This window comes from Stenotrophomonas sp. GD03819 (genome assembly GCF_029841665.1).
GTDB lineage: Bacteria > Pseudomonadota > Gammaproteobacteria > Xanthomonadales > Xanthomonadaceae > Stenotrophomonas > Stenotrophomonas geniculata.
This window is the reverse complement of sequence record NZ_JAOCEW010000009.1, coordinates 74446-88436: the sequence shown is the minus strand read 5'-3', so window position 1 is coordinate 88436 and position 13991 is coordinate 74446. Positions and strand designations below refer to the sequence as shown.

General features: G+C 68.1%; 12 protein-coding genes. 6 read left to right on the top strand and 6 right to left on the bottom strand.

What is annotated here, in order from left to right; translation table 11 throughout:
• Window positions 1-144: 144 nt before the first annotated feature.
• Complete coding sequence (locus N5D45_RS07485) at window positions 145-1917, top strand: DUF885 family protein (protein WP_043399629.1); 1773 nt, start codon at window positions 145-147, stop codon at window positions 1915-1917.
• Between the two features lie 59 nt (window positions 1918-1976).
• Here N5D45_RS07485 and N5D45_RS07480 read toward each other — a convergent pair whose 3' ends face one another.
• The 5 genes from N5D45_RS07480 to N5D45_RS07460 all read right to left on the bottom strand — a co-directional run bounded on the left by N5D45_RS07480 (window position 1977) and on the right by N5D45_RS07460 (window position 8658).
• Window positions 1977-5186 (bottom strand): CusA/CzcA family heavy metal efflux RND transporter, encoded by a 3210-nt coding sequence (locus N5D45_RS07480; protein ID WP_279938698.1) that lies wholly within the window; start codon window positions 5184-5186, stop codon window positions 1977-1979.
• A gap of 10 nt (window positions 5187-5196) precedes the next feature.
• Window positions 5197-6402, bottom strand: coding sequence for an efflux RND transporter periplasmic adaptor subunit (locus N5D45_RS07475; protein ID WP_143993862.1), 1206 nt, complete (start codon window positions 6400-6402; stop codon window positions 5197-5199).
• Window positions 6399-7652: a TolC family protein gene (locus N5D45_RS07470; RefSeq protein ID WP_010482369.1), complete on the bottom strand. Its 1254-nt coding sequence runs from the start codon at window positions 7650-7652 to the stop codon at window positions 6399-6401. The genes N5D45_RS07475 and N5D45_RS07470 overlap by 4 nt, the downstream gene beginning before the upstream one ends.
• Before the next feature lie 56 nt (window positions 7653-7708).
• A complete protein-coding gene (locus N5D45_RS07465) occupies window positions 7709-8041 on the bottom strand; it encodes a hypothetical protein (RefSeq protein ID WP_019337929.1) in 333 nt (110 codons plus the stop codon).
• A gap of 227 nt (window positions 8042-8268) precedes the next feature.
• Window positions 8269-8658 carry a RidA family protein gene (locus N5D45_RS07460; protein ID WP_010482367.1) on the bottom strand — a complete coding sequence of 130 codons (390 nt, stop codon included), beginning with the start codon at window positions 8656-8658 and terminating at the stop codon, window positions 8269-8271.
• A gap of 108 nt (window positions 8659-8766) precedes the next feature.
• Here N5D45_RS07460 and N5D45_RS07455 point away from each other — a divergent pair, with 108 nt between their 5' ends.
• Together N5D45_RS07455 and dnaQ are read left to right on the top strand one after the other, a co-directional pair.
• Entirely contained in the window at window positions 8767-9660 is an 894-nt protein-coding gene (locus N5D45_RS07455) for a LysR family transcriptional regulator (protein ID WP_279938695.1), read from the top strand.
• A 166-nt stretch (window positions 9661-9826) separates the two neighbouring features.
• Window positions 9827-10336 carry a DNA polymerase III subunit epsilon gene (gene dnaQ, locus N5D45_RS07450; RefSeq protein WP_010482365.1) on the top strand — a complete coding sequence of 170 codons (510 nt, stop codon included), beginning with the start codon at window positions 9827-9829 and terminating at the stop codon, window positions 10334-10336.
• Window positions 10337-10349: 13 nt separating this feature from the next.
• Here dnaQ and N5D45_RS07445 read toward each other — a convergent pair whose 3' ends face one another.
• Window positions 10350-11564 (bottom strand): glycosyltransferase, encoded by a 1215-nt coding sequence (locus N5D45_RS07445; protein ID WP_010482363.1) that lies wholly within the window; start codon window positions 11562-11564, stop codon window positions 10350-10352.
• Between the two features lie 287 nt (window positions 11565-11851).
• Between N5D45_RS07445 and rpmB the strand changes: the two genes are divergently transcribed.
• From rpmB to cls, 3 genes are all read left to right on the top strand, one after another.
• Window positions 11852-12088, top strand: a complete 237-nt coding sequence (gene rpmB / locus N5D45_RS07440; protein ID WP_005411638.1) for a 50S ribosomal protein L28 — start codon at window positions 11852-11854, stop codon at window positions 12086-12088.
• A 10-nt stretch (window positions 12089-12098) separates the two neighbouring features.
• Window positions 12099-12266, top strand: a complete 168-nt coding sequence (gene rpmG / locus N5D45_RS07435) for a 50S ribosomal protein L33 (protein WP_169411268.1) — start codon at window positions 12099-12101, stop codon at window positions 12264-12266.
• A gap of 274 nt (window positions 12267-12540) precedes the next feature.
• The gene (gene cls / locus N5D45_RS07430) at window positions 12541-13959 is read left to right on the top strand and encodes a cardiolipin synthase (protein WP_010482360.1); all 1419 of its coding nucleotides are present in this window, start codon (window positions 12541-12543) and stop codon (window positions 13957-13959) included.
• The last annotated feature ends 32 nt before the right edge of the window (window positions 13960-13991 follow it).

Sequence of the window (13991 nt, the reverse complement as noted above, 5' to 3'; positions counted from 1 at the left end):
ACCTTGGTCGGCGCTGGGTTTGGGGCCAACCAAGGTTGGCCGCTACCGGGGCCCCGGTCCGCGGCGCAGGCAGGACCTTCGTCCCATGCCACGGACGGTGAGCGGTGCCATGATCGGGGTCTGCCTTCCCGGGAACCTGTGCTCGTGAAAACCCGTCTTGCCGTTGCCCTGCTGATCGCCCTGTCCGCCCCTGCCGTGGCCCTGGCCGCGCCGCCCGCCACCGCCGCACCGGCCAGCGTGGCCACCGAATCGCCCGCCGATGCTGCCTTCCGCGCGCTGTACGAGAAGGAATGGAAGTGGCGCCAGGATGGCGGCGGCGAGGCCAGCGAGGACGAAGACGCTCCGGCCAACGCCACCCGCATGCCCGATGTCGGCCCGGCCGCGCAGCAGGCGCGCCTGAAGGTGTGGGACGAGACCCTCGCCGCGCTGAAGAAGATCGATCCGAAGACCCTGTCGCCCGACAACCAGGTCAACTACGCGATCTACCACGACCAGGTGTTCAACCTGGCCGAAGAGACGCGCCTGCGTGGCTACGAGATGCCGTTCAACGCCGACTCCTCGTTCTGGTCCAACCTGTCCTTCATGGCCCGGCGCGAGATGAAGACCGTGCAGGACTACCAGAACTACATCGCACGGCTGAACGATGTGCCGCGCTACTTCGGCCAGCAGACCGACAACATGCGCGCCGGCCTGAAGCGCGGCTTCAGCGTGCCGCGTGCCGTGCTCGATGGCCGCGAGGTCTCCATCGCCACCGTCGCCGAATTGAAGGACCCGACCGAGTCGCCGCTGTACGCGCCGTTCAAGAAGCTGCCCAACACCGTTCCGGCGGCCGAACAGGCCAGGCTGCAGGCGCAGGCGCGTGAAGCGATCAGTGGCAAGGTGGTGCCCGCGTTCCAGCAGCTGCGCACCTTCTTCGTCAACGAGTACGTGCCGCAGGCGCGCACCACCCTGGCCGCCGAAGCGATGCCCGACGGCAAGGCGTACTACAAGCAGCAGATCCACGAATACACCACGCTGGACCTGTCGCCGGACGAGATCCACCGCATCGGCCTGGATGAAGTCGCACGCATCCAGAAGGAAATGAACGACATCATCAAGCAGGTGAAGTTCAAGGGCAGCTTCGCCGAATTCCTGACCTTCCTGCGTACCGACCCGCGGTTCTACGCCAAGACGCCGGAAGAGCTGCTGTCGCGTGCCGCGTGGATCTCCAAGCGCGCCGATGGCCAGCTTGGCAAGTACATGACGCTGCCGCGCGCCCGCTTCACCATCGTGCCGGTGCCGCCGGACATTGCGCCGTTCTGGACCGCCGGCCGCGGTGGCATGGGCACCTACTGGCTCAACACCTACAACCTGCCGTCGCGCCCGCTGTACAACCTGCCGGCACTGACCCTGCATGAGTCCGATCCGGGCCACGCGTTGCAGGGCGCCATCGCCGCCGAGCAGAAGAACCTGCCCGAGTTCCGCCGCAATGCCTACATCTCCGCCTATGGCGAAGGCTGGGCGCTGTACTGCGAGAAGTTGGGCGTGGAAATGGGCATCTATGAAACCCCGTACGAGGATTTCGGCCGTCTGACCTACGAGATGTGGCGTGCTGCGCGCCTGGTGATCGACACCGGCGTGCACAGCAAGGGCTGGACCCGCGAGCAGGCGTTGGCCTACCTGCGTGACCACACCGCGCTGAGCGAGCATGAAGTGACCACCGAAGTGGACCGCTACATTTCCTGGCCTGGCCAGGCGCTGAGCTACAAGCTGGGCGAGATCGCCATCGTGCGCCTGCGTGCGCAGGCCGAGAAGGAGCTGGGCGACAAGTTCGACATCAAGGGTTTCCACGACACCCTGCTCAAGCAGGGCTCGGTGCCGCTGCCGGTGCTGGAACAGCAGATCCAGGCCTACATCGCCGAACGCAAGAAGGCCTGACCGTCGTGTGATCGGGTCGGAGCCCCGCCCGAAGGGCGGGGCTCCGACCCCCTCTCACCTCACCCCACCGCCCGCGGCTTGGCCACGCGCGCGGCAAACGTCGGCAGCACCAGCAGGGTCAGCACGGTGGCGGTGATCAGGCCACCGATCACCACCGTCGCCAGCGGCTTCTGCACCTCCGCGCCGGAACCACTGGCAATCGCCATCGGAATGAAGCCGACGATCGCCACCAGCGCCGTGGTCAACACCGCGCGGATGCGGCTGGAGGCACCGTTGATCGCCGCCTGCAGCGGCAGGTCGCCGGCATCCAGGCGTTCGCGGATCGCCTGCATCAACACCAGGCCGTTCAAGGTCGCCACGCCGGAGACGGCGATGAAGCCGACCGCCGCCGATACCGAGAACGGCATGCCACGCAGCAGCAGGGCGAGGATGCCGCCGACCAGCGCCAGCGGCACGCAGCTGAACACCAGAATGGCTTCCTTGCCGCTGCGCAGCGCCATGAACAGCAGGCTACCGATCAGCAGGAACACCACCGGTACTACCGTCGCCAGCCGCTTCTCCGCGCGCTGCAGGTTCTCGAACTGACCGCCCCAGGTCAGGTAGGCACCCGGCGGCAGTGCCACGTCGGCCACTGCGGCCTGTGCCTCGCCGACGAAGCCGCCCAGGTCGCGGCCACGCACATTGGCCTGCACCACCACACGGCGGCTGCCATTGTTGCGGCTGATCTGGTTCGGCCCTTCGCTCACCGTGATGCGCGCGACCGACGACAGCGGAATCACCAGCCCTGACGGCGTGGCGATCGGCAGCGAGGCCAGCTGGTCCGGATCGTTGCGCGAGGCATCGTCCAGGCGCACCACCACGTTGAAGCGGCGATCACCTTCGAAGATCTTGCCCGCCGCAGTGCCGCCAATGCCGGTGGACAGCGCATCACTCACGTCCGCGGCGGTCAGCCCGTACTGCGCCGCCGCCACGTGGTCGATCGCTACGTTGAGCGTAGGCAGGCCGGAGATCTGTTCCACCCGCACGTCGGCCGCGCCGTTCACCGCACGCAGCTTCAACGCCACCTGGTCGGCCACCTTCTGCAGCTGGCTGAAGTCATCGCCGAAGATCATTACGGCCAGGTCGGTACGCACGCCGGAAATCAGCTCGTTGAAGCGCAGCTCGATTGGCTGGCTGAACTCGAAGCTGTTGCCCAGCTGCTGCCCGGCCAGTTTCTCGAAGCGCGCCACCAGTGCGTCCTTGGCCAGCTTCGGATCGGGCCAGTCCTTGCGCGGCTTCAGCACGATCACGCTGTCGGAGATGTTGGTCGGCATCGGATCGATCGCCGCCTCGGCGGTACCGGTACGCGAGAACACCGTCTCCACTTCCGGCTGCTTGGCAATCACCTTCTCCAACGCCAGTTGCATGGCCAGTGACTGCTCCAGCGAGGTCGATGGCACGCGCAGGGCCTGCATCGCCACGTTGCCTTCGTCCAGCGTCGGCATGAACTCACGGCCCAGCAGCGAGAACGAGCCGATGCCCACCACCACCATCATCACCGCACCGGCCACCACCGTGCGCGGATGCGCCACGGCCTTGCGGATCACCGGCTCGATGCGCGCACGCAGTACACGGATCAGCCTGGTTTCGTGCTCGCCATCATCGCTGTGTGCCTCGCCGTCCTTCAGCTTCGGCTCGCGCACCAGCAGTGCGGCCATCGCCGGCACGAAGGTGAAAGAGAAGAGGAAGGCACCGACCAGGGCCAGCATGAAGGTGGCCGCCATCGGGTGGAACGTCTTGCCCTCCACGCCTTCCAGGGTGAGGATCGGCGCGAACACCAGCAGGATGATCAGCTGGCCGAACGCCGCCGGGCGCGCCATCCTCAGCGCCGAATCGGCGGCCACGCGCAGGCGTTCCATCGCGGTCAGCGCACGGCCCAGTTCGGCGCGGCGCTGGCCCAGCATCAGCAGGGTCGACTCGACCACGATCACCGCACCGTCCACCAGGATGCCGAAGTCCAGCGCACCCAGGCTCATCAGGTTGCCGCTGATGCCGAAGCGGTTCATGCCGATCACTGCGAACAGGAACGACAGCGGGATCACCAGCGCGGTGATCGTCGCCGCACGCAGGTTGCCCAGCAGCAGGAACAGCACCACCACCACCAGCAGTGCGCCCTCGGTGAGGTTCCTGGCCACGGTCTTGATGGTGGAATTGACCAGCACGCTGCGGTCCAGCACCGGTGCCGCCACGATGTCGGCCGGCAGCGATTTGTTCACCTGTTCCAGGCGCGCCGCAGCTGCCTGCGCCACGGTGCGGCTGTTGCCACCGGCGATCATCAGCGCGGTACCCAGCACGGCTTCATGGCCATTGCGGCTGGCCGCACCCAGGCGCGGCGCGCGGCTCAGGTCGACGTCGGCCACATCGGCCACGCGCACCACCACGCCATTGCGGGTGGCCACCGGCGCCTGCGCCAGGTCGTCGGTGGTCAGCGCCAGGCCGTCGGCACGTACCACCAGGCCCTCGCCGGCACGCTGCACGAAACCGGCACCGGCCTGCACGTTGGAACGCTGCAGGGCAGTGACCAGGTCGGCCAGGCCGAGGCCGTGCGCGGCCAGCTTGGCACTGTCCGGATGCACGCCGTATTCCTTGACGTAGCCACCGACCGTATCGACGCCGGCCAGCCCCGGACTGGAACGCATCTGCGGCGCGATGATCCAGTCCTGCACGGTGCGCAGGTAGGTCGCGCGTTCCTCCGGCGTGCGCAGCAGGTTGCCTTCCGGTGTGCGGTAGACCTCACCGGCCTGCCAGCCGGCTTCACCGGGCTTGGCCAGCTTGGCTGGGTCGAACGTGGTGAAGTCCACCGTCCACATCAGCACTTCACCGAGGCCGGTGGTGACCGGCGACAGCATCGGTGATGCACCATCGGGCAGGGCTTCCGACGCTTCGCGCATGCGCTCGGCTACCTGCTGGCGGGCGAAGTAGATGTCCGTGGCATCGGTGAAGATCGCGGTGACCTGCGAGAAGCCATTGCGCGACAGCGAACGCGTGGTGGTCAGGCCGGGAATGCCGGCCAGCGCGGTTTCCAGCGGATAGGTCACCTGCCGCTCGATCTGCTCCGGGGTCAGTGCTGGCGCCACCGTGTTGATCTGTACCTGGCGATTGGTGATGTCCGGCACCGCGTCGATCGGCAGCTTGCCGAGCTGGAACAGGCCCACGGCGGCGATCAGTGCGGCCATGAACACCACCAGCCAGCGGTGGCGCACCGCTGTTTCAATGATCAGCTTGAACATGGTCGCCTCCTCAGTGGCCGTGCTCGGCTTCGCCCTTGGCCAGTTCGGCCTTGAGCAGGAAGGCGTTGGCACCGACGATGCGCTCGTTGCCGGTCAGCCCACCGAGGATCTCGATGCGGTCGCCGGCGCGACGCCCGGCCAGTACCGGCTGTGCCTTGAAGCCGCCTTCGACGGCAATGAACACAGCGCTGCTGCCATCGACGTTCTGCACCGCATCGGCGGGCACGCTGAGCGAGCCGTCCTGGCCTTCGGTGACCACCACCGCCGATACCGGCGAACCGGCCGGCGGCAACGCGGCATTCACCGGCGCGGCACGGATCACCGCGACGCCGCCCTGCTGGCGCACATCGGCGGCCGAGCCGGTGACGGTGGCGGTGAAGCTGCCACCCGGCACACTCACTTCCAGCTTCATGCCCGGCGTGACCTGCGCGGCCAGCGCCGGCGGTGCGGTGAACACCAGCTCGTTCATCGCCGGATCGGCGACGTCGGCTACCGCACTGCCGGCGGCGACCACACCGCCTGGAGTGACCTGCACGTTGCCGACGATGCCGGCCACCGGGCTGGTGATGCGCACGCGGCCACTGGCATCGGGCGCACCGTTGGCGGCGGCCTGCGCTTGCGCGGCGGCGGCCTGGGCCTGTGCCGCGAGCGAGCGTGCGCGCGAGGCTTCCATTTCCTGGCGGGCGACCACGCCCTGGTCGACCAGCGCCTTGTCGCGGCCATAGGCCAGGCGCGCAGCCTCGGCTTCGGCCGAGGCGGCCAGCGCATTGGCACGGAACACCGCCGCTTCGCCACTGACCACGATGGCCAGGGCCTGGTTCTGCTTCACTGCGGTGCCCGGTGCGACCAGCACGCGTTCGACGCGGCCGGTCACGGTCGACGCCACCGAGGCACGTGCGCCCACCGACGGCTCGACGCGGCCGGACAGGCGCGTCGAGCCACCGCCACCGCGGCCGATGGCGACCACCTCGATACCGGACGCCTTGATCTGCTCCGGGGTCAGCGGCACCACGCCTTCATCGGCGTCAGCCGGCGCCTTGGCGGCTTCCGCCTTGGCTTCCTTGCTGTCGGTCGCGTGGCCATGGCCATCGTCGGTGCCCGCCTTGGCCGCGGCGGGGTCTTCATTTGCAGGTGTCTGCGCATTGCCTGCGCAGCCGGCCAGCAGCACGGTCAGCAGCACGCCGCCGATCAGCGGGAAGGTACGGGAGAGAGTCATGGGGCCTCCACAAAAGGTGCGCGCCCTTCAAGGCGGGCAAGATCGATTTCCGCGCCGACGCGCGACAGGCGCGCATCCACGGCGGCGCCGCGGGCGGCGATGAGGGCGCTGCGCGTGCTGCGCAGTTCCAGCTGCGAGATGCGTCCGGCGTCGAAGCCGATGCGTGCAAGGCGGTAGGCCTCTTCGGCGGCGACCACGCTTTCATCGGCGGCACGGGTGCGGCTGCCGGCCGCCTTCAGCCCGGCCACGGCGGACAGGCGTGCGGCCTCGCTGTCGCGGCGCTGCTGGTCCAGGCGTGCCTCGGCCGCGCGCTGGTCGGCATTGGCGGCGCGGATGCCACCGCGGTTACGGTCGAACAGCGGGATGCTGAGGCTGAGCCCGAGGTTGTAGGCACGCTCGCCGCCTTCGCGGAAGCGGGTCTGTGCGGCGGTGACGCTGAGGTCGGGCAGGGCGCGCTTGCGCTCCACGTCGACCAGCTTGCCCGCCGCATCGGCTTCGGCTTCGGCAATGCGCACTGCCAGTGCGGTATCGGTGGCACCGCGCGGCAGCGGCGGTGCGCGGTCGAGCAGGCTGTTGTCGATCGACTGCACCGGCGCATCCAGCAGCGCGGTGCCGGCCAGGCGGGCCAGCGCGGCATCGCGGAACGCCTGTGCTTCATCCAGCGACGCCATGGCATTGGCTACTTCGCTCTGCGCTTGCACCGCGCGCAGCTGTGGTTCGCGGCCCTGCTTGACCATGGCGTTGACGGCGTTGGCGTCATCGCGGGTCAGTGACAGTGCTTCCTCGGCCAGGGTGTAGCGGCGCAGTGCACTTTCCGCCTGTGCATAGACCACCGCCAGCTGGCTGGCCACGTCGCTGCGACTCTGCGCGCCACGCAGGTTGGCCGCCTGGGCCTCGGCACGGGCGGCACGAACGCGCGCGCCACGCTGGCCCCAGACCTCCAGCGGCTGGGACAGGGTGAGTACGGTGTCGGCCTTGCCCATGCCGCGGTAGGTGCCGGAGCCCCAGGCGTTTTCGGCCGACCAGGAAAGGGAGGGATTGGGTAGCGCACGGGCCTGGTCGGCGCGCGCATCGGCGGCCTCGGCCAGTGCCGTGCCCACACGAGTGCCGGGCAGCTGGTCCAGGCGTTCAAGCAGGGTGTCGTAGGAGGGGGCGGCTTGCGCCATCACCGATGCCGCCGGGGCCAGGCCCAGCAACACGGCGACGACCAGCCCGGCCGCACGCGGCGACCGAGGTGTCAGGATCGACATAGGGGGATTCCGGTTGTGAGTGAAACGGGAGCCCGCAATCGCGGGACGCGCTCAACTCACGCCCGGGGTGGACGCGTCAATTCATCCTGGGCGACCGCATAGGTCGCCGCATCGCCCGCACTCATCCAGCGCGCCGGCAGTGGCGCCCCGAAGGCGGCGATCGTGTGCGCCGGCAGGCTCAGGTTGGAGTGGTGGCAGTGGTTGTGGCCACAGGCACCGACATGCTTGCCGTCGGTATCGCCATCGGCATCCGGTGCGGATTCCACATGCACCGTGCTGGCGTGCGGTTCCACCGTGCACGCCAGGGCATCGGCCACCGGCACGACCACGAATGCCGCCATCAGCAGCATCAGCAGGGTCGAACGGAGGTGGCGGGTGATCCAGCGCATGAAGGGGAGGCTAGCAAGCGGTTTTCGCCGGATACAATATCAATGGCCGCTTCGGGAATACGTCGGAATCTCCCGTTCAGGTGGGCGGCCTGGGGCCTTCTGCCCTGGCGGGTGCAGACCTTGGCCGGCACGCTTTTCGGCCCGTGGGGTCGGACACCGGGCTGCGCGTCTGTAGAGCCGAGCCTACGCTCGGCTGCTTTCGCACGACCAGCTGAGCATGGGATCGGTCACGGCAGCTTCGCGATCACCTTGATCTCGAACTGGAACCCATACAGCCAGGTCACGCCGATACCGGTCAGGGTCGGGTGCGGCGCCTCGCCCCAGTACTCGGGCACGATCGCCCAGGCCTTCTCGAAGTTGGTTTCCGGATCGACCAGGAACACGGTCACGTCGATCACGTCATCGAACGTGCAGCCCGCAGCAGCCAACACCGCATTGAGATTCTCGAAGGCGCGGCGCACCTGCGTCTCGAAGTCCGGCTCGGGCGAACCGTCCTCGCGGCTGCCGACCTGGCCGGAAACGAACAGGAAGCCATCGGACCGGATCGCCGGAGAGTAGCGGTTGCGCTCGTACAGGGCCTGGCGCCCGGCGGGGAAAACGACATCACGCTGTGACATGGGGAAGATCCCGTGGGAGAGAACGCCATCCTCCTCGCGAGCGCTGTCTGGATAAACCGCGATGATCGGCCTAGATTGATTGCCAATCCCAAATAATCACGGCCGGCCATGGACCGTTTCGAGGCGATGCGGGCCTTTGCCCGGGTAGTGGAAACCGGCAGCTTCACCCGCGCCGCGCACACCCTGCAGATCAGCCGCACCACGGTTACCCAGCTGGTGCAGCAGCTGGAGGCGCACCTAAGGCTGCGCCTGCTCAACCGCACCACCCGGCGGGTCAGCGTCACCGCCGACGGCGCGGCCTATTACCCGCGCATCGCCCGCCTGCTGGCCGAACTGGACGAGGTCGAAGGCGGGCTGGGCGACGCGGCCGCCCAGCCGCGTGGCCGCCTGCGCGTGGATGTGCCAGGGCCCTACGCGCGGCTGCGGCTGGTACCGGCGCTGCCGGATTTTCAGGCGCGCTACCCGGAGATCCAGCTCGACGTCGGCGTGAGTGATCGCGAGGTCGATGTCATCGCCGACAACGTCGACTGCGTGATCCGTGGCGGCACACCATCCGACCCGGCGCTGGTGGCGCGGCCGCTGGCGGCGTTGCCAATCGGCTTCCATGCCAGCCCGGGCTATGTGCAGCGTTTCGGTATGCCGGCCGACCCGCGCGCGCTGGAGGGGTCGGACCACCACATGGTCGGTTTCCTCAGCCCGCGCAGTGGCCGTGCCCGCGTGTTCACTGCACAGCGCGGCGATGAGCGCATCGAGGTGCAGGGCCGCTACACGGTCGGCTTCGACGACGGCAACGCCTATCTGGCGGCGGCGCTGGCAGGTCTCGGCGTGGTCGCGCTGCCCAGCTACATGGCCGAATCGCATGTCGCACGTGGCGAACTGCTGCCGGTACTGGAGGACTGGCAGCTGCCGCCGATGCCGATGCATGTGATGTTCCCGCCCAATCGGCACATGAGCCAGCGGCTGCGGGTGTTCATCGATTGGGTGGTGGAAGCGTCGGGTTGATCGCGCGCGCCTGTAGAGCCGAGCCCACGCTCGGCTGCGTCTGGCACCAGCGCCCAAGGCCCGCGCTTAGCGCGTGAGCCGAGCACGGGCTCGGCTCTCCAGTGGGACCTTCCTGCTGCAGACATGCGAAAATCATCGCGGCACGCAACAGGAACCATCGCCACGCATGAATCGCATCGTCGCACTGGACACCGAAACCACCGGCATCTCCCACCGCCTGGGTCATCGCGTGATCGAGATCGGTGCCGTCGAACTGATCGAAGGCCAGCTCACCGGGCGCCAGTTCCACACCTACCTGCAACCGCAGCGCAGGGTCGATTGGGGCGCGCAGCGCGTGCACGGCATCAGCGATGCAATGCTGGTGGGAAAGCCGCTGTTCTCCAGCAAGGCCGCCGAACTGCTGGACTTCCTGCGCGGCAGCGAGATGGTCGCGCACAACGCCACCTTCGATGTGGGTTTCCTCGACAACGAGCTGCGCCTGGCCGGCATTCCCGCCACGCTGGCCCAGCACTGCCGCATCACCTGCAGCCTGAAGCTGGCGCGCGGGCGCTGGCCCGGGCAGGGAAACAAGCTGGACGATGTGCTGCAGCGCCTGCGCATTCCCGGCAATCGCGGCCTGCACGGCGCGCTGAAGGATGCCCATCTGCTGGCCCAGGTGATCCCGCATCTGCGTTGATGGCCGCGCGGGGTTACGCAGGCTGCAGCCAGCGCTCGATCATCGCCACGCCCGTGGCCACGCCATCCTCGCTCGCCATTGCTACGCCCAGTGCAACCGCACGCGCACGCGTCGCGCCGTCCTCGGCGAACCTGATGGCCGCCGCCAGGACTCCCGCATCCAACCGCTTGGGTGACAACGGCGCAGTCGCCACCCCTAGCGTCTGCAGGCGCCGCGCCCAGAAGAACTGATCGGCGGCGAACGGCATCACCAGCGAGGGAATGCCGGCGCGGCAGGCCGAATGCGTGGTGCCGCTGCCGCCATGGTGGATGGCCAGCGCGCAGCGTGGCAACAGTGCTTCATGCGGGGTCGGGCCGACCACGAACACGTTCGCTGGCAAAGCACCCGACGGTAGTCCGGCCCAGCCCGGAAACAGCAGCACGCGGCGTGGCGCCAACGCCTGCAGCAGGGCCGACAGCACGCGCTCGCGGTCGAAGCCGGTCATGCTGCCGAAGCCGAGATAGACCGGCTCGGGCCCGGCATCGAGGAAAGCCTGCAGGTCGGCGGGCGGCGACCAAGGTTGTTCCGGCATCCGCCATTGCCCGCACACCACATGATCGGTCGGCCAGTCGGCAGGCGGCGGCAGCAGCTGCGGGGAAATGCCGTACAGCATCGGCAGGCCGGTCCACAGCGTGCGGCGCGGCGGTTGCCCCAGTGCGGCGCGCGCGGCGTTGATCGGCCCGCGGAAGGTGCGCCACACCGCCTGGTTGACCAGCCCGTAACTGGCCCGGCGCAGGACGCCCGGCAGCGGCATCGGCGGCAGAAAGGGCGATGCGAAGTCGCGCGTCGGCGTCAGCGGAATCATGCCGGTGCCGATGCCCGGCAGGCCGTGCCGCTCAGCCACGCTGAGGCCGACAAGCGCGGCCAGGCCGCCGGTCAGCACGGCATCGCAGCCGGCGGCGGCCGCATCGGCCTGCGTCATCCAGGTCGGCACGTGGCGACCGGCCATCCGCGCCAGGCCGCGCGACGCGGCGGCCAGGTTGTTGCCGCGTGCCACAAGGGCCACCACTTCGTCGTGGATGTCGCCTTCCAGCGCCGCGTGCGGCACCCCCAGCGCGCGCGCGCTGCCCAACGTTCCCTGTTCGGCCAGCAGCAGCACCTCGTGGCCGGCCTGGCGCAGCCCATGGCACAGCATCACCAGCGGCCGGGTGTCGCCTTCGGTTCCATAGGTCAGGGCCAGCAGTCGCATCGGGGGGCGCCGCCACGGAAGGGGCCGTCAGTATGGCCAGCCCTGCCATGAACGAGGCGTGCCACGTTCAGTCGCCTCGCCTGTGGGTAACTTGCGCAAGTGCTTGAACCCGTGCATAATGCGCGGCTCGCTGTGTCCGGTTTTCTACCGGGCGGCGCCCCCGGGAGCACGTCCCCGGCCGCCCAACGCCAGCGTAACCCTTTGATTCTCTTGACGTGTGGTGGGCAACCATCGAGGCCGCCGTCTCCCGGGCTACGGGCTGACAACTACTACTATCGAGGTGCGCAATGTCCCGCGTATGCCAGGTTTCCGGCAAGCGAGTGCAGACGGGTAACAACGTCTCGCACGCCAACAACAAGACCCGTCGTCGTTTCCTGCCGAATCTGCACGAGCGCCGTTTCTGGGTGGCCAGCGAGAACCGCTGGGTCAAGCTTCGTGTTTCCGCGCATGCACTGCGCACCATCGACAAGAACGGCATTGATTCCGTTCTGGCTGAGCTGCGTGCGCGCGGCGAAAAGGTCTGAGGAGTAAAGCATCATGGCAGGCAAGCGCGATAAGGTCCGTATGATTTCCTCGGCCGGTACCGGCCACTTCTACACGACCGACAAGAACAAGAAGAACACCCCGGGGAAGATGGAATTCCTGAAGTACGATCCGGTCGTGCGCAAGCACGTCCTGTACAAGGAAGGCAAGATCAAGTAATCCGCAAGGATTGCTGATCCCCGCGAAGAAACCCGCCCTTGTGGCGGGTTTTTTCATGCCCGGTATCCACGCCCGGTGTTCCCATGGTGGGTGCCGACCGTTGGTCGGCACGCTGTTCCCATACCCGGCGGCCGCCAACCTTGGCCGGCGCACTGTCCCCGCGCCTGGTAGGTGTCGACCTTGGTCAACACGCTGGTTCAAAGCAGTCGAGCGCGGCTCGACTCTACACACCCTGCTGGGCAGAATGGCCCATCACCTCCCGACGGGCGACGCGATGCTGTTCGAGTGGCTGCTGGGTTCGTATCTGCTGCTGATCGACTGGCTGATCCGGCTGGTCGCGCTGTGCTGGATTCCCACCCGCACCACGCCGGGTGCGGCGCGCAGCTGGCTGCTGCTGGTCGGCTTCGTGCCGCTGCTGGGCCTGCCGCTGTATCTGCTGTTTGGCCACCCGTGGCTGTCACGCGAACGCATCCGCCGCCAGGCCGAGGCCTCGCAGGTCATCCGCGAGGAACAGGCGCTGCAGCACCGCCTGCGCTGGACCCCGCAGCCGGATACCGCAAGCGCCGAGATCGTGCCGCTGGTGCAGCGCCAGGGCGATTTCATGCCGGTGCACGGCAACGCCGTCGATCTGCTGACCGACTACGACGAATCGCTGCACACGCTGATCGCCGACATCGACCAGGCCGAAGACCGGGTGCACCTGCTGTACTACCTGATGTTCGACGACGCGGTGGGCGAGGCTATCGTCGAGGCACTGCAGCGTGCGGCTGCACGGGGCGTGCAGTGCCGTGTGCTGCTCGACGCGGTGGGTGCCAAGCGTGGCCTGCGCGCCTATCGCAAACGCCTGGAAGCTCGCGATATCGAAGTGCGTGCGATGCTGCCCGGTGGCCTGCGCTGGCGCCGCAGCGGCCGCATGGACCTGCGCAACCACCGCAAGATCGCGGTGATCGACAACGAAGTGGCCTATGTCGGTTCGCAGAATCTGGCCGGCCCGCAGTTCGTGCCTGGCCACCCGAACCGCGAGCTGGTGGCGCGCGTGCGCGGCCCGGCGGTCGCGCATCTGGAAGCGGTGTTCGCCAGCGACTGGTACATGGAAACCGGCCAGCGCCTGGATGTGATCACCGATGTTCCCGAATGCGGCGACGACATCGCCACCCAGCTGCTGCCCAGCGGCCCGGCCTACCCGTACAGCAACGCGCGCGATGCGGTTGCGGCGCTGATTCATCTGGCGCGGCGCCGGCTGGTGATGGTGACCCCGTATTTCGTGCCCGACGAGGCCACGTTGAGCGCGCTGCGTATCGCCGCATTGTCCGGCGTGCAGGTGCAGCTGATCCTGTCGGCCAGCAACAACCAGCGGCTGACCTCGTGGGCGCAGGAGGCCTACTACGACGAGCTGCTGCGCTGTGGCGTGCGCATCGCGCTGTACGAACCGCAGTTCCTGCACGCCAAGCACATGAGCGTGGACGAGGACATCGCCGTACTCGGCTCGATCAACATGGATATCCGTTCGTTCGCGCTGAATGCCGAGATCGGCCTGATCTGCTACGACCACGCGCTGGTGAAGCAGTTGTGCGGGATCGAGGACGGCTACCTGCGTGAATCGCGGCAGCTGGATCTGCAGCAATGGCGCAAGCGTCCTGCCTGGCGGCGCAGCCGCGAGGGCATCGCACGCTTGGCCGATGCGTTGATGTAAGGCAATGCCGGCCGCCCATTCCGGCAATCCGG